Raw genomic sequence first — 25306 nt, 5'->3', positions numbered from 1 at the left:
ATCAGGTTATCCATGCTTTGTCGCCAAGGTGCCGGCGGACAGGAAACCATCTATGAGAAGGGGCTATCCGCGGACCTGAGCCGGCGCAGAAAGTTCATTAAACGGGCGCGCCCTCAATTTTTTTTGTAAAACCTTCCTCAAACGGGTTAAAGGCATTTGCACGGTAGGATTCGATCGTTATAATTCAGGCGAATCTTCACGCTCCCACCCCTAAATCGAGGCAAGCAATGGCGACATATCAGGAAATCGTTCAGCAAATCAGCGAACTCCAGAAGCAGGCAGAGGAAATCAAGGCACGCGAACAGGCTGCCGTGATCTCTGATATTCGCCAGAAAATCGAGCAATATGGCTTGACGGCGGACGACCTCGGTTTTGGCGCCAAGCCCGGCGCAAGCAAGAAGATGAGCCGCAAGGTACCCGTTCGCTACCGCGACAACGCCGGCAACACCTGGACGGGCCGCGGCAAGCGCCCGGGCTGGCTGACCCAGGCCCTGGCCGCCGGCAAGACGGTGGAAGACTTCCTGATCCGCTGAGCACCGCGGACCTAATGTCCTGTTCTGCAAATCACTAGGCAAAGTGAAATCGTCCAGTTGGCTGTCAGGCTAGGCGTGAGGAGGCGCCATAGCCGTAGCTATGGCAACGACGAGCAACGACGCCTAGCGGGCAACTGGGCGATTTCGCGACTAGGAATTTGCGGAACAGGACACTAGGCCTCAGGCCGGTCAGTACCGGCATCATCGGTTGAAGGCGCGGGCCTCGCCCAAGCGAGGCCCGCGCAGCATTTCCGTTCCGGGGGGACGGGCCGGGTGATGCGCAGGTACTGCCCGGCCTTTGCTTTTTCCGGCGGCTTATTGTGCGGGCGCCGCCGGCGTCATACGTGCTGCTATCGCGCCCCGCTCAGGCGCTCGTGAATCCCAGCGGATTCATTGACTGCCAGCGCCACGAATCCACACACATCCGCTCGATGTCATGCCGGGCATGCCAGCCGAGCAGCTTCTGCGCGAGCGCCGGATCCGCATAGCAGGCAGCAATGTCGCCTGGTCGCCGCGCGACGATCTCATAGGGCACGGGCCGCCCGCTGGCAGCCTCGTAGGCCTTGACCACCTCCAGCACGCTGTAGCCCCGTCCCGTACCGAGATTCACCGTCAGGCCACTGCCCTCGCGGCGCAGATATTCGAGCGCCGCTAAGTGGCCATCGGCCAGATCGCAGACATGGATATAGTCGCGCACGCCCGTGCCGTCGACGGTCTGATAATCACCACCGAAAACCATCAGCTTTTCCCGGCGCCCTCCCGCCACTTGCGCCACATAGGGCATGAGATTGTTTGGCACGCCGCCCGGATCCTCCCCAATCAAGCCGCTATGGTGCGCGCCGACCGGATTGAAATATCGCAGATAGGCAATGCGCCAGGACGGATCGGAGCGCTCGAGATCACGCAGGATCTGTTCGCCCATCAGCTTCGTCTGCCCATACGGATTGGTCGCCGACAACGGAAAATCCTCGAGAATGGGCACCGTGTGCGGATTGCCGTAAACCGTGGCGGAGGAGCTGAAGACCAGTTGTTTCACGTCCGCCGCCTGCATCGCCTCGCATAGCGCCAGCAGACCCTGCAGGTTGTTGCCGTAGTAGGTGAGCGGCTGCGCGACCGACTCTCCCACAGCCTTGAGGGCGGCAAAGTGGATCGCGCCGGTGATGTCGTTTTCTGCGAACAGTTTCCGCAATAGTGAGTCGTCACGCACATCGCCTTCGACGAAATGCGGAGTCTTGCCGGTGATCGTGGCGATGCGGTCGATCACCGAGCGGCTGCTGTTGCACAGATTGTCCAGGCCGATCACGTGGTAGCCCGCTTCCAGCAGCGCCACCCAGGTGTGGGAGGCGATATAGCCGGTGGCACCGGTCAGCAGCAAGGTTTCAGACATTGGTATTCCATTCCCTGTTGGTTTTAATTGATTTCCACGTATTCAGGCAGAGTCACGGCGCATCTGCAGCCGGCTCCGCGGGTGTTGCCAGTTGTCCGCTGCGCGCCATCCACGCTTCGTAGGCAGCGCGCAGACGCCAGCCTGATTCGAGATCGCGCATGCCGAGGTACTGGGCCACGGCCGCCGGCCCCGCGCCCGCCTCGAAATGCAGCACGCCATAACTATTGCGCAGCGTCTGCGGCGACGCGCGCTCACTGCGCCCGAGCAGCACGCCGGCCTGGTCCAGCAGGATCTCGACGCGGCGGTAGACCGAAGCGGCATGCATTGGCCGGCCGTCCGGCGTGGCCGGAAATGCCAACTGCCCGAGCGCACCGCCGGCACTGCGTACGTCGAGCCAGGACGCCACCGCCGGCCTGGCAAAGGCGAAGAGCGGTGCATCGTAGCTGCGGCCATTGTCCGGCCGCACCATGCGCACGGCGCTGAGGTCCGGGGCGAACTGCTCCAGACGCAGCGCGCGCGCCTGCCCGACCTTCAGTCCGGCCCCCAGCAGCACACCCAGAAGCGCCAGGTCGCGCGCACGCTTCCATTGTGTTGGCGAGTACTCACGTGCCGGCTCAGGCCCGCCGATCGCACCGAGCAGCTGCGCTGACAGGCGCTCCCGCTCGGCCGGCAACAGGAAGGCCATCGGATCGTTTTCGCCGTCGGCCAGCCTGGCTCGCACCGCCTGGGTGGCCGGATTGTGCAAACCCTGCTGCAGGCCGGCCAGATGATGGAAGATGCGCTCGATCAGCCGCGCATAGCGGTAGCGGTGGTGCTTGTGCAGATTCTGGGCATCGAGGAACTCGCCGATCTGTTCGGCCGACCAGCTCAACGGCGCCAGTCCGCGCTCGCCGGACCAGCGCAGCAGCTTGCCCCACATGGCCCGGTAGACGATGGCGGTTGCCTTGCGAAAACCATGGCTGGCCAGCCAGCCATCGAACGCGCGCTCCGGCTGGCTGCGCCAGGCAGCCAGGTCGGCGTCAAACAGCGCCGGCTGCGTTTCGCTGCTGGCTGAGTTGGTGTTCACTGACGCTCCTGTACCATGCCGAGGCCCATCCTGATCGTGCCGAAGGGTTGACGCACATTGCGGCATTGTAATCAAAGGGCCACAGCTGCAGACACCGGCTCACAGTCTTTAACGCCGCGCCATCCTTGCCGCCGCGCCATAGCCGGCCCAAGCATGCAACGGCGAGGCAGAAAAAAGATAACTATACGACACCCTAAGGTCACGTGACGGGGCAGACATCGCCAGCAGCAACAATTAGTCGGTAGTTGGCCGACAGTTAGCAAAATCGCTGCAACAGAATTAAAAAATGCGAAATGGCATTTTTGCCGGGCTCGGAATACATTCGAGACATTGTGACGCGCGTGCGCGATACCGATTTCCGGCCTTGGTATCGGGCGTGCCCATCGCCAGGAGCCCTGCATGACCGGATTTCAACACCAAGCAAATGGCACTGCCGCTTGGGAACCCGACAGCCGCGCGGTGCCGGCCAATGCTGCTCGGGAAGCAGCCCCGGTCTACTACCGCCTGCCCGACACGCCCGAGGGGCTCCATATCAAGGAATACCCGAGCGGATTGCGCATACTCGTGCGCTTCGTGGGCGTGGAGGAACAAGTCGTCAGATATACGATCTGACGCCCGGCTGGAGGCGCCGTACTACCTGGCGCCCCGATTGGCTCCCCGATTCCCGGCTGCGGTCATTGCGCACATGACACCGGGCGCTATCGCATGAATATGGCGCCGGACCGTGGCGCCACCATGTCTCCGCCTGCCCTCTGGGCCAGGATTCAGCCCGCGAGGTCCGCGGGCATTTTCTTCGTGTTGCGCGGGACAAGAAAAAAGCCGGCGCAATGCGCCGGCTTCGGGTTCTTGCCACAAGGCCGCCAGGATCAGCCGACGGTGGCCCCGGACGACTTGACCACCTTGGACCACTTGGCCGCTTCCGACTTCATGAAGTTGGCCAGGTCGGCGGGCTTCTCGGGATGCGCCTCGGCACCCTGCTCGGCCAGTTGCTTCTGCACCTCGGGCTTCTGCAGGATCTTCACCACTTCCGTGTTGAGGCGGTCGATGATCGGCTGCGGCGTGCCAGCGGTGGCATACAGCGCGAACCAGGAAGTCGCCTCGTAGCCCGGCACCCCGGCTTCCGCCACGGTCGGCACGTTGGGCAGGGCGGGCGAGCGCTTGGCGGAGGTCACGGCGAGCGCGCGCAGTTGGCCGGCCTTGATATGCGGGTAGGACGAAGGCAGGTTGTCGAACATCAGGCCGATCTGGTTGCCCAGCAGGTCGTTCACGGCGGGGGCGCTGCCCTTGTACGGAACGTGCTGGATGTGCAGGCCGGTCATCGCATTGAACAATTCACCCGACAGGTGCATCGACGAACCGCTGCCCGAGGAACCGAAGGACAGCTTGTCCGGGTTCGCCTTGGCATAGGCGATCAGTTCCTTGATGTTCTGCGCCGGCACCTTCGGGTTCACCACCACCACGTTCGGCACCATGGCCACGCGGGTGATCGGCGCGAAGTCCTTGACCGGGTCATACGGCAGCCTGGCGTAGAGCGACTGGTTGATCGCGTGCGTGCCGATGGTGCCCATGAACAGGGTGTAGCCGTCGCCCGGCGCCTTGGCCGCCAGCGCCGCGCCGATATTGCCGCCGGCGCCCGGACGGTTGTCGATCACCACCGGCTGGCCGAGCGACTTGCTCAGTTGCAGGCCGACGATGCGTGCCAGGATGTCGGTGGTGCCGCCTGCCGAGAACGGCACGACCAGCGTGATCGGCTTGGTGGGGTAGCCGCCCTGCGCAAAGGCCGACCCGGCCACGCCGGCAAAGGAGGCCGCAAGCGCCATGCCGGCTGCCAGCAGGCGCCGGCGCGCCTTCGAGGTTTGGGACTCGAAACTCATGAACATGCTCCTGATATTGTTATGCCGGTCCGCCCTCTTATGAAAGGCGGACCACAGTGTCGGGCTGGCGGTCTTCTTCAGACAGGCGCCACGCCCAGGGTCGTTCCGCCACAGACATAGAGAACCTGTCCGGTGACGAAGCCGTTGTCGGGCGACAGGAAGAACAGCGCGGCGCGTGCCACGTCCTCCGGCGTCCCCATGCGCTTCACCGCGATGCTCGCGAGAATGCGCTTGGTCCGTTCGCTGCCCTCCGGATTGCTGCGGCGGAACAGCTCGGTGGCGATCGGACCGGGCGCCACGGCGTTGACGGTGATGCCATCGCCGCCGAGTTCCATGGCCAGCGTGCGCGCCATGCCGATCATGCCGGCCTTGGTGGCCGAGTAGACCACGCGCTCGGTCTTGCCCAGCGCGGCGCGGGAAGCCATCTGCACGATGCGGCCGAAGCCCGCGGCACGCATGGCCGGCAGGCAGGCCTGGATCAGCAGCATGCTGGCCTGCAGGTGCAGGCCCACCACGTAGTCGAGGTCGTCCAGCGTGGCGGTGTCGATGGTGCCGGGCCGCGTGGCGCCGGCATTGTTGACCAGGCGCGTGACGGCGAAGCGCTCACACACCTGCTCGCCAACCGCGCGCGTGGCGGCGGCATCGGTCAGGTCGGCCTGGAAGAATGTCATGTTCGGATGCGACCAGCTCGGTTCGGCGTAGTCGACATTGACCACCTGGGTCACGCCGTCCGCCAGCAGCATCTCGCAGATGGCGCGGCCGATTCCGGAACTGCCGCCGGTGACCAGCGTGGCAACGGGAAGAGACATCTTGTACTCCACACCGGCAAGGGTGCCGGGCAATGCTGAGAGAAGGCGCGGCGGGCCGGCGAGCCGGTCGGCCCCGCCGCCTGGGTTCACTCGCCGGGGAAGGCGCAGTGCAATGCGTTGGCTACCGCCGGATCCACTGGATCCGCTGGACCCGATCGATCAGACCGATCGGATCCTCCTGACTAACAGCACAACTAACGGCATCGCGCCAGCCAGGTTTAGCGCGGACCGGTCGCCTTCGGGCAAGCGGTCCGCCCCGCGCGTCAGACGCGCTCGATCACCATCGCGATGCCCTGGCCCACGCCGATGCACATTGTGCACAGCGCGTAGCGGCCGCCGGTGCGGTGCAGCTGGTACATCGCAGTGGTCACCAGGCGCGCGCCGCTCATGCCCAGCGGGTGGCCCAGGGCGATGGCGCCGCCGTTGGGGTTGACGCGGGGATCGTCGTCACGCACGCCCAGTTCGCGCAGCACGGCCAGGCCCTGCGCGGCAAACGCTTCGTTCAGCTCGATCACATCGATCTGGTCCAGCGTCATGCCGAGCTGCTTCATCAGCTTCTGCGTGGCCGGTGCCGGGCCGATGCCCATCACGCGCGGTGCCACGCCAGCCGTGGCCATACCGACGATGCGTGCCTTGGGCGTCAGGCCATGCTGCTTCGCTGCCGCTTCGCTGGCCAGCAGCAGCGCGCAGGCGCCGTCGTTGACGCCGGAGGCATTGCCGGCGGTCACGGTGCCGTCCGGGCGCACCACGCCCTTGAGCTTGGCCAGCGCTTCCATGCTGGTGGCGCGCGGGTGCTCGTCGCGCTCCACCACGATCGCATCGCCCTTCTTCTGCGGGATCGTGACGGCGGTGATTTCCTGTGCCAACGTGCCGTCGGCCTGCGCGCGCGAAGCCTTCTCCTGGCTGCGCAGCGCCATCAGGTCCTGGTCTTCACGGCTGATCTTGTAGTCAGTGGCGACGTTCTCGGCGGTCTCGGGCATCGAGTCCACGCCGTAGGCAGCACGCATGGCCGGGTTGATGAAGCGCCAGCCGATGGTGGTGTCGAAGATCTGCGCATCGCGCGAGAAGGCGCTGCTGGCCTTGCCCATCACGAAGGGGGCGCGGCTCATGCTTTCCACGCCGCCGGCGATCATCAGGCCGGCCTCGCCCGCCTTGATGGCGCGCGCGGCGGTGCCGGTGGCATCCATGCCCGAACCGCACAGGCGGTTGATGGTGGCGCCCGGTACAGCTTGCGGCAGGCCCGCCAGCAGCAGCGACATACGCGCGACGTTGCGGTTGTCCTCGCCGGCCTGGTTGGCGTTGCCGTAGATCAGGTCGTCGATGGCGCTCCAGTCCACGTTCGGATTGCGCGCCATCAGCGCCTTCAGCGGCACTGCGCCCAGGTCGTCCGGACGCACCGCGGACAGGCTGCCGCCGTAGCGGCCGATGGGGGTACGGATGGCGTCGCAGATAAAGGCTTCGGTCATGTCTCGTCTCTCGTCTCGTTTGGTTGTCGTGTATGCCGGGGCGCACCGCTCAGGCGGCGGCGCCCTGCTTCAGGGGCACGCCGGTCAGGCGCTGCAGTTCCTCGAAGGACAGGCCCTCGACCAGGTCGCGCGCGACCAGGCCGTCGGCCGTCACGTCAATGGTAGCCAGGTCGGTGTAGATGCGGGTGACGCAAGCGATGCCGGTCAGCGGATAGGTGCACTGCGGCACGATCTTGCTTTCGCCCTTCTTGGTCTGGTGCTCCATCATCACAAAGACCTGCTTGGCGCCGCTCGCCAGGTCCATGGCGCCGCCCACTGCGGGGATCGCGCCCGGCGCGCCGGTGTGCCAGTTGGCCAGGTCGCCCTTCTCGGAGACCTGGAAGGCGCCCAGCACGCAGAAGTCGAGGTGGCCGCCGCGCATCATGGCGAAGGAATCCGCGTGGTGGAAGTACGAGCCGCCCGGCTTGAGCGTGACAGGCTGCTTGCCGGCGTTGATCAGGTCGCCGTCTTCCTGGCCGGCTGCGGGCGCGGGCCCCATGCCTAGCAGGCCGTTCTCGCTGTGCAGCAGGATCTCGCGGTCGGCGGGCAGTTGGTTGCCCACCAGGGTGGGCAGGCCGATGCCGAGGTTGACCACGGCACCGTCGGGAATGTCCTTGGCTACGCGTGCAGCCATCTGATCGCGGGTGAGGCGTTGCATATCGGTTCTCCTTTCGCTCTCAGGCTTGGTCAGGAAATGCGGGTGGGACCGCAGTCCACCTGGACGACACGCTTGACGAACAGGCCCGGCGTGACGATGTGCTCGGGATCCAGCTCGCCCAGCTCCACCACCTTGTTGACCTGCACGATGGCGCACTTGGCGGCCATGGCCATGATCGGGCCGAAGTTGCGCGCGGTCTTGCGGTAGGTGAGGTTGCCCCAGCGGTCGGCGAGGTCGGCCTTGATCAGGGCGAAGTCGGCATGGATGGGCGTCTCGAACACATAGCCCTGGCCGTTGATGATGCGGGTTTCCTTGCCCTCGGCCAGCGGCGTGCCATAGGCGGTACGGGTGAAGAAGCCGCCGATGCCGGCGCCGGCGGCGCGGATGCGCTCGGCCAGGTTGCCCTGCGGCACCAGTTCGAGCTCGATCTCGCCCGCGTGAAAGAGCGAGTCGAACACGTAGGAATCTGCCTGGCGCGGGAAGGAGCAGACGATCTTGCGCACGCGCTTGGCCTTCAGCAGCGCCGCCAGGCCCGTGTCGCCATTGCCGGCGTTGTTGTTGACGATGGTCAGGTCGCGCGCGCCCTGGGCGATCAGCGCGTCGATCAGCTCGGCGGGCATGCCGGCCAGGCCGAAGCCGCCGATCAGGATGGTGGCGCCGTCGTGGATGCCGGCAACCGCCGCTTCCACCGAGTCGAATATCTTATTGATCACTTGCGTTCCTGTTTGGAAAGCCCCGCTCAGCCAGCCGGAAGCCGCCGCTGTGCGGCGCGCAATACTGTCTCCGGAGGTCTTCGCCGGGCGATTCGTCCTGCCGGCAGCCCTTGCGGACGTGGCAGAACACCCACCAGCAGGTCTTGCCTGTATTTGTTCTAATTGCGAACTTGAATTCGCTGAATGAACATAGTACGCTTGACAGGGGTGAGGGTCAAGCGTAGTGCCCGCCACCCACCCCATCCTCCGGCCTGCCCGGCCCGCAGCCGGGTGCAGGCACCTGCAAGCGGCCGGCGGCAATGCGCGCGGCTCGTCACCGCGCTGCCGAGGCACGCTGCAGAAGCAAGGTCAAGGCAGCCGCAGGACCGCGCGGCTGCCCTCCGCCCCTGGCCGGATCTCCAGCCGCACGTCGATGCGCTCACGCAGCTCGCTGACATGCGAGACCACGCCCACCAGGCGCCCCGCCTGCTGCAGGTCCAGCAGCGTGCGGATGGCGAAATCCAGGCTCTCGGGGTCGAGCGTGCCGAAGCCCTCATCCACAAATAGCGTATCGAGCTGGATCCCGCCAGCCCGCGACTGCACCACGTCGGCCAGCCCCAACGCTAGCGACAGCGAGGCCAGGAAGCCTTCGCCGCCGGACAGCGTGCTGGCCGGCCGCGGCAGGCCGGTGTCGTGATCGAACACCTCCAGGTCGAGCCCGCCGGCCACGCGCTTGTCGCCCTGCTCGCGCACGCGCTGCAGTTCATAGCGGCCGCGGCTCATGCGCACCAGGCGCAAGGACGCGGCTTCCAGCACTTCGTCCAGCAAGGTCGCCAGCACGAAGCGCTGGAAGCTCATGCGACGCGGGTTGTTGCCGCCGGCCACCTCGGCCAGCCGGCCCAGGATGGCGAAACGGGACTCGATGCCGCCCGCCTCGGCAGCCAGTTCCTGCAGCCGCTGACGGCAAGCGAGCAGGCTCTGCTCGACTCTTGCCAGCGCCGCCTGCTCGGCGACCAGGGTCTCCAGCGCCGCCTGCGAGCGGGCCCGCTCGGCACGCAGCCCCTCCAGGTCAGGCGCCTGGTGCCGCGACGCCGCCTCGGCCGCGCGCGCCTGCCGGTCGGCGGCGGCCGCCAGCGCCAGGTCGAAGGCCCGCAGTTCCGCCTCGAGCGCGTCGAGCCGGGCGGGCTCCATGCTGGCCGCCTCCAGCGCCTCGGCCGAGGCAAACCCCGCCTTCGCCAGGGCCTGCTCGAAAGCCTCGCGCGCCAGCCCGAATTGCTCCGCCTGGCGCCCGGCCTCGTCGCGCGCCGCCGCATGGGCGGCGCTGGCCGCGGCCTGGGCCGCTGTGGCCTGGCGCTCGGCGGCCAGCGCATCCTGCAGCGCGGCTTCGGCCGCCGCCAGCTCCGCGCGCGCAGCCTGCAGCGCGCGCGCCACGGCCTCGGCATCGCGCTGTGCCTCCGGCACGTGCTCGCACGCTGCGCTCCACTCCCCTTGGCGCCGGGCCGACAGATCCGAGGCTTGTCGCGCGGCGCCGTCTGCCGCGGCCAGCGCCGTCTCCGCCCGGCTCAGCGCCTCCCGCTGCGCCGCCACGCTCGCGCCCAGCGTTTCGGCCTGGGTGGCGGCCGCGCGTGCTTGCGCCAGGGCCTGGGCCTGCGCCTCGGCCTGCAGGGCGAGCGAGCGGGCAGCGTCGGCGGACACGTCGCCGGCCGCGCGCTCCAGTTCCCCGAGCCGTGCCTGGGCCGCCAGCAGATCCGCCTGCGCCGACTGCGCGGCCGCGCTGGCAGCGCGCATGTCCTGCTCGGCCTGCTCCACGCGCGCACGTGCCGCATCGAGCGCGGCGTCGGCCACCGCGGCCTCGAGCGGCAACGCCGGCGTGGGATGTGCCGTACTGCCGCAGACAGGGCAGGGATCGCCCTCGTGCAGCGCAGCGGCCAGGCGACCCGCCTGGCCAGCCAGCCAGGCGGCCTCGGTCTCGCGCAGCGCGTTGCGCGCCGCCTGCAGCGCATTGCCGGCCTCCTGCTCCCGCGCCGCTCGCTCGGCCCGGCGCGCCAGCGCTTGCTGGCAGGCCCCGCTGGCCTCGCCATGCTGCGCCAGCAAGGCGGCACGCTGGCGTGCGGCATCCAGCTTCAATGCAGCGGCTTCGACACCGGCGGCAACACCGCGCGCAGCCTCTAGCGCTGACTCGGCCTGACGCAATGCCGACTCGTGCTGCCGGCGCACGGCCCCGGCGCGCTCGTGCGCTGCCACGGCCTGCGCCTGGGCTGCCTGGGCGGCTGCCAGGGCATCGCGCAATTCGCCCAGCCGGCGGGCATGGGGGAGTACACCCTCCAGCCAAGCCACCTGTTGCTGCGCCTGCTGGCGCACCGGATCGCGCGCGCGCTCGGCCGCCAGGGCGGCTGCGGCGGCGTGCGCGCCGGCCTCTTGCCGCGCCAGCGCAGCCGCGGCATCGGCCGCCGCCTGCGCAGCGCGCTGGTCCAGCGCCTGCGTCGCGCGCAAGCGCTGCAGGACGGGCGCGACCGACATGGCCTGGCGCGCGGCGCGTGCGCGCTGGCGCTTGGCATCGCACTCCGCCTGCCCTGCTTGCAGGGCGGCGAGGGCTGCCTGCGCCTGCGCCGACTCGGCGAGTGCCGCGGCAGCATGCTCGCCTTGTTGCAGGTGCAGCCCCGCCAGCGCCAACGCGGTGCGCGCGGCGCCGTCGCGTTCGCGCAAGGCATTGGCCTGGCATGCCGACTCCGCCAGGCGCGCCTCGAGCGCCTCCAGGTTCTCAAGGCCATGCTGCTGCAGCAATTCCGTGCGCCGGATCTCCACCCGTTCGGCATCGCGCCGCAGCTCGAGTGCCTGCACCTTGAGGAGATCTTCCACGCGGCGATACAGCTCGGTGCGGAACAGGCGCTCGAGGATGGCCTGACGGGTCTTGGAGTCGGCCGTCAACAGTTCGCGGAAGCGCCCCTGCGGCAGCACGATCACCTGACGGAACTGGCTGCTGTCAAAACCGAGCAAGCCCTTCACGTAGTCATCCACCTTACCGGGCTGGCTAGCCTTGCTGAGCCAAGCGCCGCTCTCGAAGGCATCGAGCTGCGCCTTGGCGGTCTCCTTGACCGTGCCGTCGCCGCGCAGCTTGGGCCGCTCCTGCGCCGGCGAACGGACGATGCGGTAGCGCTGCGCGCCGAGCGAGAACTCGAGCTCGACCTCGCAGCGCAGCCCGGCTGCGGCGTTGGCGCTGCGCATGTCCTGCGCGCTGCGCTCGCCGCCCGAGGTATCGCCGTACAAGGCGAAGCAGATCGCGTCGAGAACGGTGGTCTTGCCCGCGCCGGTGGGCCCGTGGATCAGGAAGAAGGCGTGCTCGCCCAGCTGCGTGAAATCGATGGCCTCGCGCGCAGCGAAGGGGCCGAAGGCCTGCATGGCCAGCTTCAACGGTCTCATGCGCCGGCTCCCGACTCGGCCTGCAGGCTGTCCAGGGCCTGCACCAGCGCCTGGCGCTGGCCGGCATCCATATCGGCATCGGTCACTTCGCGGAAGAAATCGGCGAACAGCGTGGCGGTGTCGAGTTCGCGCAGGCGGCGCCCTGCCGCGGCGGCGGCGCCTGAGCGCGCCAGCACGGCGCGCTCCAGCGCGAGCGTGTTCGGATAGGCCTGGCGCAAGCGCGCCATCGGATCGAGCAGCGCACCCGTATCGGTCAGCACGGCATGGATGTAATCGTCGCGCGCCGGATCGTCGGCGCCGGCCGCCACCAGCGCGGCGAGCTCGCCCTGCAGCACGCGCAGGTCGCGTCGCGGCTTGAGCGCGATCGGCTCGATGCGCACGCTGCCGTCGCCGCCCAGTTCGATCAGGGACACCGACTTGGCGTGGGCCGCCTCCGATACCGAGTACTTCAGCAGAGAGCCCGCGTAACGAATGCGCTCGCCAAGCGTCTGCGGCCGGTGCAGGTGTCCCAGGGCAACCAGGTCGAAGCCGTCGAACACGCTCGCCGCCACCGCCCCGCTGCCACCGACCGACAAGGGCCGCTCCGACTCGCTGGCCGCGCCGCCGACCACGAAGGCGTGGCCGACCACCACCGAACGCGTGCCCGGCGGATGCGCGGCGCGGATGGCATCGAGCTGCGTGACCAGCGCCGCCTCGTGTCCGGCCGGCTCGGTGCCGAAGGCGTCGCGCACCAGGGCCGGCTCGGCATAGGGCAAGGCGTAGATGCACACATCGCCATCGGCATCGCGCAAGGTGATGCGCAGCGGCTCGCGCGTGACGAGCCCCGCCACATGCAGGCCCTGCTCCTGCATCAGCCGCGCGCCGAAGGCGAGGCGCTGCGCATTGTCGTGATTGCCCGCGATCATGACCACGGGCACGCGCAAGCCGACCACGATGCGCGCCAGCACGTTGTCGAGCAGGGCCACGGCCTCGGGCGGGGGAACCGCCCGGTCATAGACGTCGCCGGCCAGCAACACGGCGTCGGGGCGCAGTTCGCGCACCAGCGTGACGAACTGGTCGAGCACATGGGCCTGGTCCTCGACCAGGCTGCGCGCGTGGAATAGCCGGCCGAGATGCCAGTCGGCGGTGTGTAGGAAACGCAATCTGACTCCTGATGCTTGATGGGTGCGGCGATGCCGCAACACGCCAGTGCGCATCATAGCGTCGCGCCCGGCCGGGCCGGCGTTCGGGCACGGTTCAGGGGACGCGGCTCAGGGTGCGTGGTTTCGGGGACCCGCTCCACGCGGGCCGCCCCTTCCTCTCCGTACCGATCACGAAACCTCGCCCGGGTCTCGTAACTGAGCCGCAATACTCCTGACACAACCGCCCTGGATCGCCCTGGATGTATTGCTTGACTAACATCCACGACGCAAATGATAATCCTTCTCATTCGCAACAATAACTATTTGAAGCCAGGGAAAGGATCGTGCAGACCACAGCCGTTGTCAGAAGATGCAAGAAGACCAATTCCATTCCACGTCTCTCCGGCGCCGTTGGCATCGCGGTGGCGGCCACCCCGGTCGCCGCGCAGCAGGCCGGCAGCACCACGGTGGCCGCGGCCGAGCTGCCGCCCGTGACGGTCAGCGGCGCGACCGAAAGTGGCTTCAAGCCCGAGACCACGTCCTCGATCAAGACCCCCGAAAAGCTGCTCGACACGCCGCGCTCGATCACCGTGATCCCGCAGGAGGTGATCCAGAGCACCGCCTCGACCAGCCTCACCGACGTGCTGCGTACCGTGCCCGGCATCGCCTTCGGTGCCGGCGAAGGCGGCAACCCGGTGGGCGACCGCCCCTTCATCCGCGGCTATGACGCGCAGGCCAGCACCTTCCTCGACGGCTTCCGCGACATCGGCTCGCAGTCGCGCGAACTCTTCAACGTCGAAACCGTGGAAGTGAGCAAGGGCCCGGCCGGCGCCTATGACGGCCGCGGCTCGGCCGGCGGCAGCATCAACATCACCAGCAAGGCGCCGCGCCTGGAGAACTTCGCCGAGGGCAACGTCAGCCTGGGCAATGCCGACTACAAGCGCGCTACAGTCGACGGCAACTGGCAGTTTTCCGAGCATGCGGCATTCCGCCTCAACGCCATGGCCCACGACCAGGAGGTGCCCGGCCGCGACGTGACCAAGCAGAGCCGCTGGGGCATCGCGCCGAGCATCGCCTTCGGCCTGGGCACCGACACGCGCCTGACGCTGTCGTACTACCACATGCAGTCCAACGACATCCCGGACACCGGGATTCCGTACAACAACCCCACCTTCAACGCGCGCACGGATGGCCGTCCCCGCACCAGCTTCCCGGGCGATGGCTCGCCGGTCAACGTGCCGCGCAACACCTATTACGGCCTCGCCGACCGCGATTTCCGCAAGGACCAGGCGGACATGGGCACGATCCGCTTCGAGCACGATTTCAGCCCGGCGCTCCGCTTGCGCAACCAGACGCGCATTGCCCGCACCCACCAGGACTACATCTGGACCCAGCCTGACGACAGCCAGGGCAATATCTACTACGGCATGGTCTGGCGCCGCGCCAATACGCGCGTGAGCACCGTCAACACCATCGCCAACCAGACCGACCTGTTCGGCACCGTGCAGACCGGCTTCGCCAGGCACAAGTACGCCTTCGGCTTCGAGTTCTCCCAGGAGAAGAGCGAGAACGACAGCTACAACGTGGCCACCGGCAGCAACCGCTGCCCCAACGGCCCCGGCGCCGCCGGCGGCTACAACTGCACCACGCTGCTCAACCCGAATCCGAACGATCCGTGGGCGGGCAGCATCTCGCGCGTCAACAACCCGACCAACTCGAAGACCAACACGGCCTCGGTCTACCTGTTCGACTCGGTCGAGCTGAGCAAGCACTGGCTGGTCAACGGCGGCATCCGCTACGACCATTACGATGCCAACTTCACCAGCGGGGTGGATGCCAAGACCGGCCTGCGCTCCGACTTCGGGCGCACGGACAACCTGTTCAACTACCAGCTCGGCATCGTCTTCAAGCCAATTGAGACCGTCAGCCTGTACGCGTCGTACGGCACCTCATCCACGCCGGCCGGCTCCTTCCTGACCCAGGGCAGTGACGGCAATGCGCTCGGGCCTGACCGCAAAGGCAATGTCGGCAACCAGCTCGCGCCCGAGAAGAACCGCGCCTTCGAACTGGGCGCCAAGTGGGACGTGCTGCAGCGCCGCCTGGCCCTGACTGCCGCGCTGTTCCGCATCGACACCAGCAATGCCCGCATCACGATGCAGAACGGCACCGTCGCGGCAGTCGGGGACAAGCGGGTGGATGGCTTCGAGCTGGGCTTCGCCGGCAACGTCACCGACAAGTGGGCGGTGTTCGGCGGCTATACCCACCTGAAGAGCGAACTGCGCAATGCCGGCGGCGCGGGTGCCGAGTTCGGTCTCGCCAACGGCACCTCCTTCCCCAACACGCCGGACGACAGCTTCAGCCTGTGGACCACCTACGAGGTACTGCCGAAGCTGACCATCGGCGGCGGCGCCTACTACGTGTCCAAGGTCTGGGGCAATGAGTCGACCAACAAATGGGTCCCCTCGTACTGGCGCTTCGACGCCATGGCCTCCTACCGGGTCAACAAGAACCTGGCGCTGCAACTCAATGTGCAGAACCTGAGCGACAAGGTCTACTACAACCAGGCCTACGCATCGCACTACGCCTCGATCGCACCTGGCCGCGCCTTCATCTTCAGCGCCAACGTGCGCTACTGACCGGCGGCACGCGCCAGCGCGTGCCCGGCGCCCCGGCCTCGCCCGCCCCGGCAAGGCCGGGGCATTCACTTTCCCCGCCATGCTCGAACTGCCCTTCCGCACCGCCACGCCCGGCGAACTCGAACAGCTCACCCCGCCAGCCCTGCGCGACAAGCTATGCGGCCCCGCCCATCTCGCGCTGCCCTGGCTTGGCGCCGCGGCCCTGGCTGGCCACCTCGACGCACAGGCCATGCTGGGCCAATGGTTCCTGGCTGGCCGCGGGATGCCGCGCGACGCGGCGCGCGCCTTCGCCTGGTTCAAGCATGCCGCCCACGCGGGCCACGCGGGCGCGGCCAACCTGGTGGGGCGCTGCTACGAGAACGGATGGGGCACGCTGCAGGATGCGCACGCTGCCGCGCGCTGGTACCGGCTGGCCGCCGAGCGGGGATCGGACTGGGGCATGTACAACCTGGCCACCGCCCTGGTGCTCGGCAACGGCAGCGCAGCGGACCGCGCGCAGGCGCTGGCCTGGTACCGGCGCGCGGCCGCGCTCGGCCATGCCAAGTCGCTCAACATCATCGGCGGCTTTTACGAAGATGGGTGGGAGGTGGAGCAGGATCTGGCCCAGGCCGCGGACCACTACCGGCGCGCCGCCGAGGGCGGTGACTTTCGCGGCCAGTTCAACCACGCACGCCTGCTGGCGCTGGGCGGGCAGGAGGCCGAGGCCGCGCGATGGATCCGCCTGGTGCCGCGCAGCGCGACGCCAGCCTTTCTGTCCCGGACGCAGGATTTCCTGCGCGACGCGCCGCATCCCGCGCTGCGCCGCATGCACGCGTGGCTGTGTGAAGCGATGCCGCACGGCACGAATGCCCGTGCGGCCTGAATCCCTTGCTCGACGCTCAGTCGACGCGGAAGCCGACCTTCAGCGTGACCTGGAAGTGCGCCACATCGTCATTGACGATATGGCCGCGCGTCTCGATCACCTCGAACCAGTCGATGTGCTTGATGGTTTCGCTCGCCTTGGCGATGGCGTTGCGGATGGCCTTGTCCGTGCCCTCCGGTGAGGAACCGACGATCTCCACCAGCTTGTAGGTATGGTTTGACATGGCGCCCTCGTTTTGGCTGCGAATCCTGGCTGCGATTCTTGGCTGGAATGCGGGTGATGGCGCACGGTCGCGCGCCGTTTCCATGATAGGCAGCGCCGCGGACATTGCCCAGCCGGGCTGGCATCATGCCACCCCGGCCCGGCCGGCGGCGGCCGGATCCCGCTCCCGGAAGTAGGCCTCGAAGAACTCCACGCAGACGCGGATCTTGGCCGAGGTGGTCAGGCGCGACGGATAGACCGCCCAGATATTGGCGTCCTGCCGGTAGTCGGGCAGCAGCTGCACCAGGGCCCCGCTGGCCAGCAGCGGGCCCACGTCCCAGGTCGAACGCAGCGCGATGCCATGCCCGTCCACCGCCCAGCGCACCACGATCTCGCCGTTGTTGGAAGACAACGGACCGGTCACCTTGACGGTCTGCTCCTCCCCGCCGTCGCGCAGCTTCCAGACCCCGAAGGGATGGTCGCGCTCCTTGATCACCAGGCAGTCGTGGCTGGCCAGTTCGGCCAGCGTGCGCGGCTGCCCGCGGCGCGCGAGGTAGGACGGTGCCGCGCACAGCACGCGGTGATTGGCGCCCAGACGGCGTGCGATGTGATGCGGCGCGATCTCGTCGCCCACGCGGATATCGAGGTCGAAGCCCTCGGTCGCCACATCGACGAGACGGTCGAAGACCTCGAAGCGCACCTGCAGCGCCGGGTACTGCCGCACCAGTTGCGAGATGGCCGGCGCCACCACATTGCGCCCGAAGCCGAAGCTGGAGCACACGCGCAGCAGGCCGCGCGGATTGCGCCGCGTACTCGACACTTCCTCGAACAGGTGGTCGATGTCGTCCAGGATGCGCTGGGCCAGGGCATAGACACGCTCGCCGTCCTCACTCACCACCACGCGCCGCGTGGTGCGGTGGAACAGACGCACGGAAAGCGCCGCCTCCAGCAGTTGGATGCGCTTGCTGATGTAGGCCGGCGACACCCCGAGCGCCTCTGCGGCGGCGGAAAAGCTCGAGCGGCGGGCTACCTCGATGAAGACACGCAGGTCTTCGTTAAGCAGTTCATTCTTCACGGATCGTGTTTTATCACTTCACGATTCGGCTGATTATATTCCGGCCGCCGCAACTTACCATGGTCGCCGATTCTCCTTTCCTGAAGCGATTCCCCCATGAACCACACCCCCAAGGCACCGCTGCGCATCGCCGTCATCCCCGGAGACGGCATCGGCAAGGAAGTGATGCCGGAAGGCCTGCGCGTGCTCGCGGCCGCCGCCGAACGCTTCTCGCTCGCGCTGGAATTCGTCCACTTCGACTGGGCCCACTGCGACTACTACCTGCAGACCGGCGCCATGATGCCGCCCGACTGGCGCGCCCAGCTCGAAGGCTGCGACGCGTTGTACTTCGGCGCGGTCGGCTGGCCCGACAAGGTGCCCGACCATGTCTCGCTGTGGGGCTCGCTGCTCAAGTTCCGGCGCGAATTCGACCAGTACGTCAACCTGCGCCCGGTGCGGCTGTTCGAGGGCGTGCCCTGCCCGCTGGCCAACCGCAAGCCGGGCGACATCGACTTCTACGTAGTACGCGAGAACACCGAAGGCGAGTACACCGCGCTGGGCGGCCGCATGTTCGAGGGTACCGAGCGCGAGGTGGTGCTGCAGGAATCGGTGTTCAGCAGAGTCGGCACCGACCGCGTGCTGCGCTACGCCTTCGAGCTGGCGCGCGCGCGCCAGCGCCGCCACCTGACCGTGGCCACCAAGTCCAACGGCATCGCCGTCAGCATGCCCTACTGGGACGAGCGCACCGACGCCATGGCAGCGCACTATCCCGACGTCACCGTGGACCGCCAGCACATCGACATCCTGACCGCGCGCTTCGTGCTGCAGCCCACGCGCTTCGACGTGGTGGTGGCCTCCAACCTGTTCGGCGACATCCTGTCCGACCTGGGCCCCGCCTGCGCGGGCACTATCGGCCTGGCGCCGTCGGCCAACCTGAACCCGGACCGCCGCTTCCCCTCGCTGTTCGAGCCGGTGCATGGCTCGGCACCGGACATCTACGGCAAGAACATCGCCAACCCGATCGCCATGATCTGGTCGGGCGCGATGATGCTGGACTTCCTCGGCGGCGCGCGTGCCGCGGACAGCGCCGACGGCGCGCCCGACGCCCGCTTCCGCCAGGCGCACGACGCCATCGTGCAAGCCATCGAGACCGTGCTGGCGCAGGGCCCGCGCACGCCCGACCTGGGCGGCGGCGCCAGCACCACTGAAGTCGGCGAGGCCATCGCGCGCCTGGTGCGCGCCGCCAGCGAGGCAGGCGCGCTGGCCGCCTGACTCCCGCTCCCTTGCGCCGCCCGGGGGCGGCCGCGGCGCAAGGGCATCGCTCTCCACCATAACGACGGCCCCCACAGGAGACAGACATGCAAGACCGCGCATTCAAGCCGGGGCGCCGGCAACTGCTGCTCGGCGCCGCCGGCACGCTTGCCGGCACCCTCGCCGGCATGCTGCCGCTGGCGTCCGCACGGGCCGCCGATAGCGACTACCCTTCCCGCCCCATCACCTTCATCTGCCCGTGGCCGGCCGGCGGCACGGCCGACGTGACCATGCGCGTGCTGATGCAGCTGGTCGGGCGCGAGCTCGGCCAGTCGGTGGTGGTGGACAACCGCGCCGGCGCCTCGGGCATGATCGGCACCAAGGCCCTGGCCAATGCCCGCCCCGACGGCTACACCATCGGCCAGATCCCGCTGTCGGTGACGCGCTTCTCGCAGTTGGGCGTGGTGCAGATGGACCCGCTCAAGGACCTGAGCTATCTCGCACGCGCCTCGGGGCAGACCTTCGGCATGGTGGTGCGCAGCGATTCGCGCTTCAAGTCACTGGCCGACCTGGTCGCCTTCGCGCGCGCCAATCCCGGCAAGGTGAACTACGCCACCGCCGGCGTGGCGGGCCAGACCCATGTGGGCATGGAGGAGTTCGCGCTGAACGCCGGCATCAAGCTCAACCACATCCCCTACAAGGGCGGCGCGCCGGCGCTGTCCGACCTGCTCGGCGGCCAGGTCGACCTGCTGGCCGACTCCAGCTCCTGGGCGCCCTACGTGGAGCAGGGCAAGCTGCGCCTGCTCGCCACCTGGGGTGCGCAGCGCCTGCCGCGCTTCAGCAGCACGCCCACGCTCAAGGAGCTCGGCTACAACGTGGTGATGGACGCGCCCAACGGCATCGGCGCGCCGCGCGGACTGGATCCGAAGATCGCGCTGAAGCTGCGCGAGGCGCTGCGCCGCGCCATCCTCAGCACGGAATTCAAGACGGCCTGCGAGAAGATCGACGCCATCGTGATGTACCAGGACGCCGACGACTACCGCAAGTTCGTCGCCGACAACTACGAGCACGAGAAGAAGCTGATCGAACGGCTCCACCTCAAAGAGATGCTGGGCTGATCCCGGCACACCACGAAGAAAGCCCGATGACCACCGCCACCCAGGACACCCGCAAGGACCTTTCGCGCGCACTGATCCGCCTGCACGCGCACGACAATATCGTGATCGCGCGCGCACCGCTGGCGCTCGGCCAGAGCGTCGAGCTCGACGGGCAGGCGCTGCGCCTGCGCGCGCAGGTGCCGGCGGGCCACAAGGTCGCCGCCGAGGCGATCGCCGCCGGCACGCCGGTGCGCAAGTACGACACCGTGATCGGGCTGGCCGCGCGCGACATCGCGCCCGGCGAGCACGTGCACGCGCACAACCTGCGCTTCGTCGAGTTCGAGCGCGAGCCGGCCTTCTGCCAGGACGTGCGTCCCGTCGACTACGTGCCCGAGCATGCGCGCGCCACCTTCCAGGGCATCGTGCGCGCCGACGGCCGCGTGGGCACGCGCAACTACATCGGCATCCTGTCCTCGGTCAACTGCTCGGCCACCGTGATCCGCAAGATCGCCGAGTGGTTCACGCCGGAACGCCTGGCCGGCTATCCCAACGTCGACGGCGTGGTCGCATTCCAGCACAGCAGCGGCTGCGGCATGTCCTCGCCCAGCCTGCACTTCGACGTGCTGCGCCGCACGCTCGCCGGCTATGCGCGCCATCCCAACCTGGCCGGCGTGCTGATCGTCGGGCTGGGCTGCGAGCGCAACCAGGTCGCGGACCTGGTCGATTCGCAGGCACTGCGCGATGGCGAGGGCGGCACCATGCTGCGCACGCTGGTGATGCAGGAGTCCGGCGGCACGCGCGCCACCATCGAGGCCGGCGTGGCCGCGGTGCGCGAGATGCTGCCGCTGGCTAACGCGGCCGTGCGCCGGACGGTGCCGGCCAGCCACATCAAGGTGGGCCTGGAATGCGGCGGCTCGGACGGCTTCTCCGGCATCACCGCCAACCCCGCGCTAGGCGCCGCCATGGACATCCTGGTGTGCCACGGCGGCACCGCCATCCTGTCGGAGACGCCCGAAATCTACGGCGTGGAGCATATGCTGACGCGGCGCGCGGTCACGCCCGAGGTCGGGCAGAAGCTGCTCGACCGCATCGCCTGGTGGAAGGAATACACGCGCGGGCACAACGGCCAGTTCAACGGCGTGGTGGGCCCGGGCAACCAGCAAGGCGGCCTGGCCAATATCTTCGAGAAATCGCTCGGCTCGGCGATGAAAGGCGGCACCACGCCACTGCAGGCAGTGTATGAGTATGCCGAGCCGATCGACCGCGCCGGCTTCGTCTTCATGGATTCGCCGGGCTACGATCCCTGCGCCGTCACCGGCCAGATCGCCAGCGGCGCCAACATGATCCTGTTCACCACCGGCCGCGGCTCGATGTTCGGCTCCAAGCCCGCGCCCACGCTGAAGCTGGCCAGCAACACGCCGATGTTCACGCGGCTGCGCGAGGACATGGACATCAACTGCGGCCGCGTGCTCGACGGCGAGCTGACGGTGCAGCAGATGGGCGAGGAGATCTTCGCCCACCTGCTGCGCGCCGCCTCGGGCGAGACCACCCGCAGCGAGGCTCTCGGCCTGGGCGACGGCGAATTCGTGCCCTGGCACCTGGGCATCGTCAGCTGACCGCGGACGCTGGATCGCGCCGGCCACCTGCACTCCCTCACCGCGCGGCAGCGATGCGCCGCGCGGCCTCCTTTCCGCTGTTTCGTTTCCTCACGCACACCATGCCCTCGACTCCTTCCCCGACGCTGCCGGCGTCCCTGGCCCCATCCCGTGCCGACCTGATCGTGTCCCGCTGCCTGATCGACGGTGCCTGGCGCGACGCCGCCGACGGGCGCCGCTTCGCCGTGACCGATCCCGCCAGCGGCGACACCGTGGCCGAGGTGCCCGATTGCGGCGCGGCCGACGCTGTCGCCGCGGTGGATGCCGCCCAGCGCGCCTTCGCCGGCTGGCGCGCGACGCCGGCACGCGAGCGCGGCGCGCTGCTCAAGCGCTGGCACGCCGCCATCCTGGCGCACCAGGAGGACCTGGCGCGGCTGATCTCGCTCGAGCAAGGCAAGCCGCTGGCAGAAAGCCGCGGCGAGGTGCTGTATGGCGCCTCCTACGTCGAATGGTTCGCCGAAGAGGCGCGCCGCATCCACGGCGATATCCTCCCCGAGGCACAGGCCGGCAAGAAGCTGTTCGTGCTCAAGGAGCCGGTCGGCGTAGTGGCGGCCATCACGCCCTGGAACTTCCCGCTCGCCATGCTGGCGCGCAAGATCGCGCCGGCACTGGCAGCGGGCTGCACGGTGGTGGCCAAACCGGCCGAGGACACGCCGCTGACGGCGCTGGCGCTGGCGCGGCTGCTGCAGGAGGCCGGCGCGCCAGCCGGCGTAGTCAACGTGCTGCCCGCCTCGCGCGCACAGACTCCGGCCGTGGCCGATGCCTGGCTGGCCGATGCGCGCGTGCGCAAGGTCTCCTTCACGGGCTCCACCGCGGTCGGCAAGCATCTGGCGCGCGCCAGCGCCGACACGCTGAAGAAGCTCTCGCTGGAACTCGGCGGCAACGCACCCTTCATCGTCTTCGATGACGCCGACATCGATGCCGCTGTGGCCGGCCTGCTCGCCGCCAAGTTCCGCAACGCCGGCCAGACCTGCATCTGCCCCAACCGCGTGCTGGTGCAAGACGGCATCCACGACGCTTTCGTCGCCGCGCTGGCGCGCGCGGTCGGCGCGCTGCGCGTCGGGCCGGCCGCCGCCGGCGCGGCCGAGGTCGGCCCGCTGATCAACCAGCGCGCGCTGGCCAAGGTGCAGCACCACGTGGAAGACGCGCTGGCCAAGGGCGCGCAGCTCGTCACCGGCGGCGCGCGCCACGACTGCGCCGAGGCGCCGCGCGGCCATTTCTTCGCGCCCACCGTGCTGAGCGGCGCCACCACGGCGATGCAGTTCAACCAGGAGGAGACCTTCGGCCCGCTGGTGCCGGTGTTCCACTTCACCACCGAGGCTGAGGCCATCGCCATGGCCAACGCCACGCCCTACGGGCTCGCCGCCTACTTCTATTCGCGCGACATCGCCCGCGTGTGGGACGTGGCGCAGGCGCTGGAGGCCGGCATGGTGGGCGTCAACGAAGGCGCGCTGTCGAGCGAGGCGGCGCCCTTCGGCGGCATCAAGGAATCCGGCTACGGGCGGGAAGGCTCGCGCTACGGGCTGGACGACTACCTGCACACGAAGTATGTTTGCCAGGGCAACCTGGAACGGTGCGCGGCGCGCTGAGGCGCCGCGCCTTTCCCTGTGCCGGAGACTTCCATCATGTCCTACGACAACACCTTCAAGGCCGCCATCGCGGCCGGCCGCGCGCAGATCGGCCTGTGGATCTCGCTGCCCGACGCCTACTCCACCGAAGTCTGCGCCACCGCCGGCTTCGACTGGCTGCTGCTCGACGGCGAGCACGCGCCCAATGACGTGCGCAATGTGCTGACCCAGTTGCAGGCCGTCGCACCCTACCGCGCGCATCCGATCGTGCGGCCGCCGCACGGCGACACCGCGCGGATCAAGCAGCTGCTCGACATCGGCGCGCAGACGCTGCTGGTGCCGATGGTGGACACGGCCGAGCAGGCACGCCAGCTCGTCTCGGCGATGCGCTATCCGCCGGCCGGCATCCGCGGCGTGGGCAGCGGCGCGGCGCGCGTCTCGCGCTGGGACCTGCGCCGCGACTACCTGGATCGCGCCGATGCCGAGGCCTGCCTGCTGGTGCAGGCCGAGACCCGCCAGGCGCTGGACAACCTCGAAGCCATCTGCGCGGTGGACGGCGTGGACGGCGTCTTCATCGGCCCGGCCGACCTGAGCGCCTCGCTCGGCCATCGCGGCAATCCCGGCCATCCGGAGGTGCAGGCGGCCATCGAAGACGCAATCCGCCGCATCGTGGCCAGCGGCAAGGCGGCCGGCACGCTCACCCCCGATCCGGCGCTGGCGCGCCGCTACCTGGCGCTCGGCTGCACCTTTGTCGCCGTGGGCTTGGACGTGCGCCTGCTCGCCACCGCCACGCGCGCACTCGCGCGTGACTTCTTGCCGGCGGCCGCGCCCGCCGCGCCGGCAGGCCCCGCCGCCTCGGGCCCCTACTGAGCCGAAGCCAGCGGCGCCGTTCCGCACGGCGCCGCGCCTTGGCCTGGGCCGCCGCGCTACTCCGCCTTGATTCCGTGCGTGCGGATCAGCGCAGCCCAGGCCGCCGTCTCGCTGCGGATGCGCGCAGCCAGCGCGTCCGGCGCGCCGTCCGCGCCGGCAACCGGCTCCATGCCCTGGCGCTGCAGTTCCGTGCGCACGGCGGGCGTCGCCAGCACCGCGCGCACTTCCTGGTAGAGGCCGTCGACCACCGGCGCCGACGTGGCGCGCGGTGCCATCAGCGCATACCAGGAGCTGACTTCCACGCCCGCAATGCCCTGCTCCGCCAGTGAGGGGATCTGCGGCGCGGCCGGCGAGCGGCGTGCCTGCGTGACGGCAAGCGCGCGCAGCGCGCCCGACTGGATGAAGGGCGCCAGCGTGGGCAGCGCGCCGAGCAGGACGGGGACCTGTCCACCCACCACGTCGTTGACCGCCTGCGTGGTGCCCTTGTAGGGCACGTGCAGCAGCGTGACGCCCGCCTTCTGCGCGAACAGCTCGCCGGCCAGATGCAGCCCGCTGCCAACGCCGGGGCTGGCGAAGCCGAGCGGCGGGTTCGTCTGCTTGGCGAGCTGCACCAGCTCGGCAACGTTGTGCGCCTTCACCGCGGGATGGACCGCCAGCACGTTCGGCGAGCTCGCCAGCAGCGCCACCGGGCGGAAGTCGCGTTCGACCTGGTAGGGCAGCGCCGGCATCAGGGTGGGGTTGATGGTGAGGTTACCCGCCGGCGCAATCACCAGCGTGCAGCCGTCGCCGGCGGCGCGGCGCACGGCGTCCATGCCGATATTGCCGTTGGCGCCGGGCTTGTTGTCGACCAGCACGGAAGCGCCGTTGCGCTTCTGCATGCCGTGGCCGATCGCGCGCGCCAGCAGGTCGGCCACGCCGCCCGCCGGGAAGGGCACCACCACGCGCAGCGGCTTGCAAGCGGGCAGCCCCGCGACGGCCGGCGCCGAAGCACCGGCGAGGATACAAGTGAGGCCAAAGGCCAAGGCAACACGCGTCATCATTACGCTC

Annotated in this window: 21 protein-coding genes; 9 read left to right on the top strand and 12 right to left on the bottom strand. The window is 68.8% G+C overall.

The window, feature by feature from the left end; genetic code table 11:
• Positions 1–227: 227 nt before the first annotated feature.
• Positions 228–533: an H-NS histone family protein gene (locus tag AC1Z3O_RS20450; protein ID WP_483517711.1), complete on the top strand. Its 306-nt coding sequence runs from the start codon at positions 228–230 to the stop codon at positions 531–533.
• A gap of 364 nt (positions 534–897) precedes the next feature.
• Here the strand turns inward: AC1Z3O_RS20450 and galE are convergent, their stop codons facing one another.
• Positions 898–1920 carry a UDP-glucose 4-epimerase GalE gene (gene galE / locus AC1Z3O_RS20445; protein WP_483517710.1) on the bottom strand — a complete coding sequence of 341 codons (1023 nt, stop codon included), beginning with the start codon at positions 1918–1920 and terminating at the stop codon, positions 898–900.
• 52 nt (positions 1921–1972) lie between these two features.
• Positions 1973–2986, bottom strand: a complete 1014-nt coding sequence (locus tag AC1Z3O_RS20440; protein ID WP_483517709.1) for a tyrosine-type recombinase/integrase — start codon at positions 2984–2986, stop codon at positions 1973–1975.
• 399 nt (positions 2987–3385) lie between these two features.
• Here AC1Z3O_RS20440 and AC1Z3O_RS20435 point away from each other — a divergent pair, with 399 nt between their 5' ends.
• Positions 3386–3598, top strand: coding sequence for a hypothetical protein (locus AC1Z3O_RS20435; RefSeq protein WP_483517708.1), 213 nt, complete (start codon positions 3386–3388; stop codon positions 3596–3598).
• A 254-nt stretch (positions 3599–3852) separates the two neighbouring features.
• On the opposite strand, the gene AC1Z3O_RS20430 is transcribed toward AC1Z3O_RS20435, so the two are convergent.
• The 7 genes from AC1Z3O_RS20430 to AC1Z3O_RS20400 form a co-directional block, all read right to left on the bottom strand.
• Positions 3853–4860, bottom strand: coding sequence for a Bug family tripartite tricarboxylate transporter substrate binding protein (locus AC1Z3O_RS20430; protein ID WP_483517707.1), 1008 nt, complete (start codon positions 4858–4860; stop codon positions 3853–3855).
• Between the two features lie 77 nt (positions 4861–4937).
• Complete coding sequence (locus tag AC1Z3O_RS20425) at positions 4938–5669, bottom strand: SDR family NAD(P)-dependent oxidoreductase (protein ID WP_483517706.1); 732 nt, start codon at positions 5667–5669, stop codon at positions 4938–4940.
• 263 nt (positions 5670–5932) lie between these two features.
• On the bottom strand, positions 5933–7135 hold the full coding sequence (pcaF, locus tag AC1Z3O_RS20420) for a 3-oxoadipyl-CoA thiolase (RefSeq protein WP_483517705.1): 1203 nt from the start codon (positions 7133–7135) through the stop codon (positions 5933–5935).
• A gap of 49 nt (positions 7136–7184) precedes the next feature.
• Positions 7185–7832, bottom strand: coding sequence for a 3-oxoacid CoA-transferase subunit B (locus AC1Z3O_RS20415; RefSeq protein ID WP_483517704.1), 648 nt, complete (start codon positions 7830–7832; stop codon positions 7185–7187).
• 29 nt (positions 7833–7861) lie between these two features.
• Positions 7862–8545 carry a 3-oxoacid CoA-transferase subunit A gene (locus AC1Z3O_RS20410; protein WP_483517703.1) on the bottom strand — a complete coding sequence of 228 codons (684 nt, stop codon included), beginning with the start codon at positions 8543–8545 and terminating at the stop codon, positions 7862–7864.
• A 348-nt stretch (positions 8546–8893) separates the two neighbouring features.
• Positions 8894–11944, bottom strand: a complete 3051-nt coding sequence (locus AC1Z3O_RS20405; RefSeq protein ID WP_483517702.1) for an AAA family ATPase — start codon at positions 11942–11944, stop codon at positions 8894–8896.
• Entirely contained in the window at positions 11941–13086 is a 1146-nt protein-coding gene (locus AC1Z3O_RS20400) for an exonuclease SbcCD subunit D (RefSeq protein ID WP_483517701.1), read from the bottom strand. Before AC1Z3O_RS20400 ends, AC1Z3O_RS20405 begins: the two co-directional genes overlap by 4 nt.
• A gap of 368 nt (positions 13087–13454) precedes the next feature.
• Here AC1Z3O_RS20400 and AC1Z3O_RS20395 point away from each other — a divergent pair, with 368 nt between their 5' ends.
• Both AC1Z3O_RS20395 and AC1Z3O_RS20390 read left to right on the top strand, forming a co-directional pair.
• Positions 13455–15701, top strand: coding sequence for a TonB-dependent receptor (locus AC1Z3O_RS20395; protein ID WP_483521865.1), 2247 nt, complete (start codon positions 13455–13457; stop codon positions 15699–15701).
• A 79-nt stretch (positions 15702–15780) separates the two neighbouring features.
• Complete coding sequence (locus tag AC1Z3O_RS20390; RefSeq protein WP_483517700.1) at positions 15781–16563, top strand: tetratricopeptide repeat protein; 783 nt, start codon at positions 15781–15783, stop codon at positions 16561–16563.
• A gap of 16 nt (positions 16564–16579) precedes the next feature.
• On the opposite strand, the gene AC1Z3O_RS20385 is transcribed toward AC1Z3O_RS20390, so the two are convergent.
• Positions 16580–16786 (bottom strand): dodecin, encoded by a 207-nt coding sequence (locus AC1Z3O_RS20385; RefSeq protein WP_483517699.1) that lies wholly within the window; start codon positions 16784–16786, stop codon positions 16580–16582.
• Between the two features lie 123 nt (positions 16787–16909).
• Positions 16910–17839: a LysR substrate-binding domain-containing protein gene (locus tag AC1Z3O_RS20380; RefSeq protein WP_483517698.1), complete on the bottom strand. Its 930-nt coding sequence runs from the start codon at positions 17837–17839 to the stop codon at positions 16910–16912.
• 96 nt (positions 17840–17935) lie between these two features.
• On the opposite strand from AC1Z3O_RS20380, the gene AC1Z3O_RS20375 reads away from it, so the two are divergent.
• From AC1Z3O_RS20375 to hpaI, 5 genes are all read left to right on the top strand, one after another.
• The gene (locus AC1Z3O_RS20375; RefSeq protein ID WP_483517697.1) at positions 17936–19090 is read left to right on the top strand and encodes a tartrate dehydrogenase; all 1155 of its coding nucleotides are present in this window, start codon (positions 17936–17938) and stop codon (positions 19088–19090) included.
• 86 nt (positions 19091–19176) lie between these two features.
• The gene (locus AC1Z3O_RS20370; RefSeq protein WP_483517696.1) at positions 19177–20187 is read left to right on the top strand and encodes a Bug family tripartite tricarboxylate transporter substrate binding protein; all 1011 of its coding nucleotides are present in this window, start codon (positions 19177–19179) and stop codon (positions 20185–20187) included.
• Between the two features lie 26 nt (positions 20188–20213).
• Positions 20214–21782 carry a UxaA family hydrolase gene (locus AC1Z3O_RS20365; protein ID WP_483517695.1) on the top strand — a complete coding sequence of 523 codons (1569 nt, stop codon included), beginning with the start codon at positions 20214–20216 and terminating at the stop codon, positions 21780–21782.
• 101 nt (positions 21783–21883) lie between these two features.
• Positions 21884–23410: an NAD-dependent succinate-semialdehyde dehydrogenase gene (locus tag AC1Z3O_RS20360; protein WP_483517694.1), complete on the top strand. Its 1527-nt coding sequence runs from the start codon at positions 21884–21886 to the stop codon at positions 23408–23410.
• Between the two features lie 36 nt (positions 23411–23446).
• Entirely contained in the window at positions 23447–24259 is an 813-nt protein-coding gene (hpaI, locus tag AC1Z3O_RS20355; protein ID WP_483517693.1) for a 4-hydroxy-2-oxoheptanedioate aldolase, read from the top strand.
• A gap of 56 nt (positions 24260–24315) precedes the next feature.
• Here the strand turns inward: hpaI and AC1Z3O_RS20350 are convergent, their stop codons facing one another.
• Positions 24316–25299: a Bug family tripartite tricarboxylate transporter substrate binding protein gene (locus AC1Z3O_RS20350; protein WP_483517692.1), complete on the bottom strand. Its 984-nt coding sequence runs from the start codon at positions 25297–25299 to the stop codon at positions 24316–24318.
• Positions 25300–25306 lie beyond the last annotated feature (7 nt).

Source organism: Cupriavidus sp. 09_S30, from assembly GCF_056930435.1.
The sequence above is the reverse complement of the archived record's forward strand: the minus strand, read 5'-3'. Positions and strand labels throughout refer to the sequence as shown.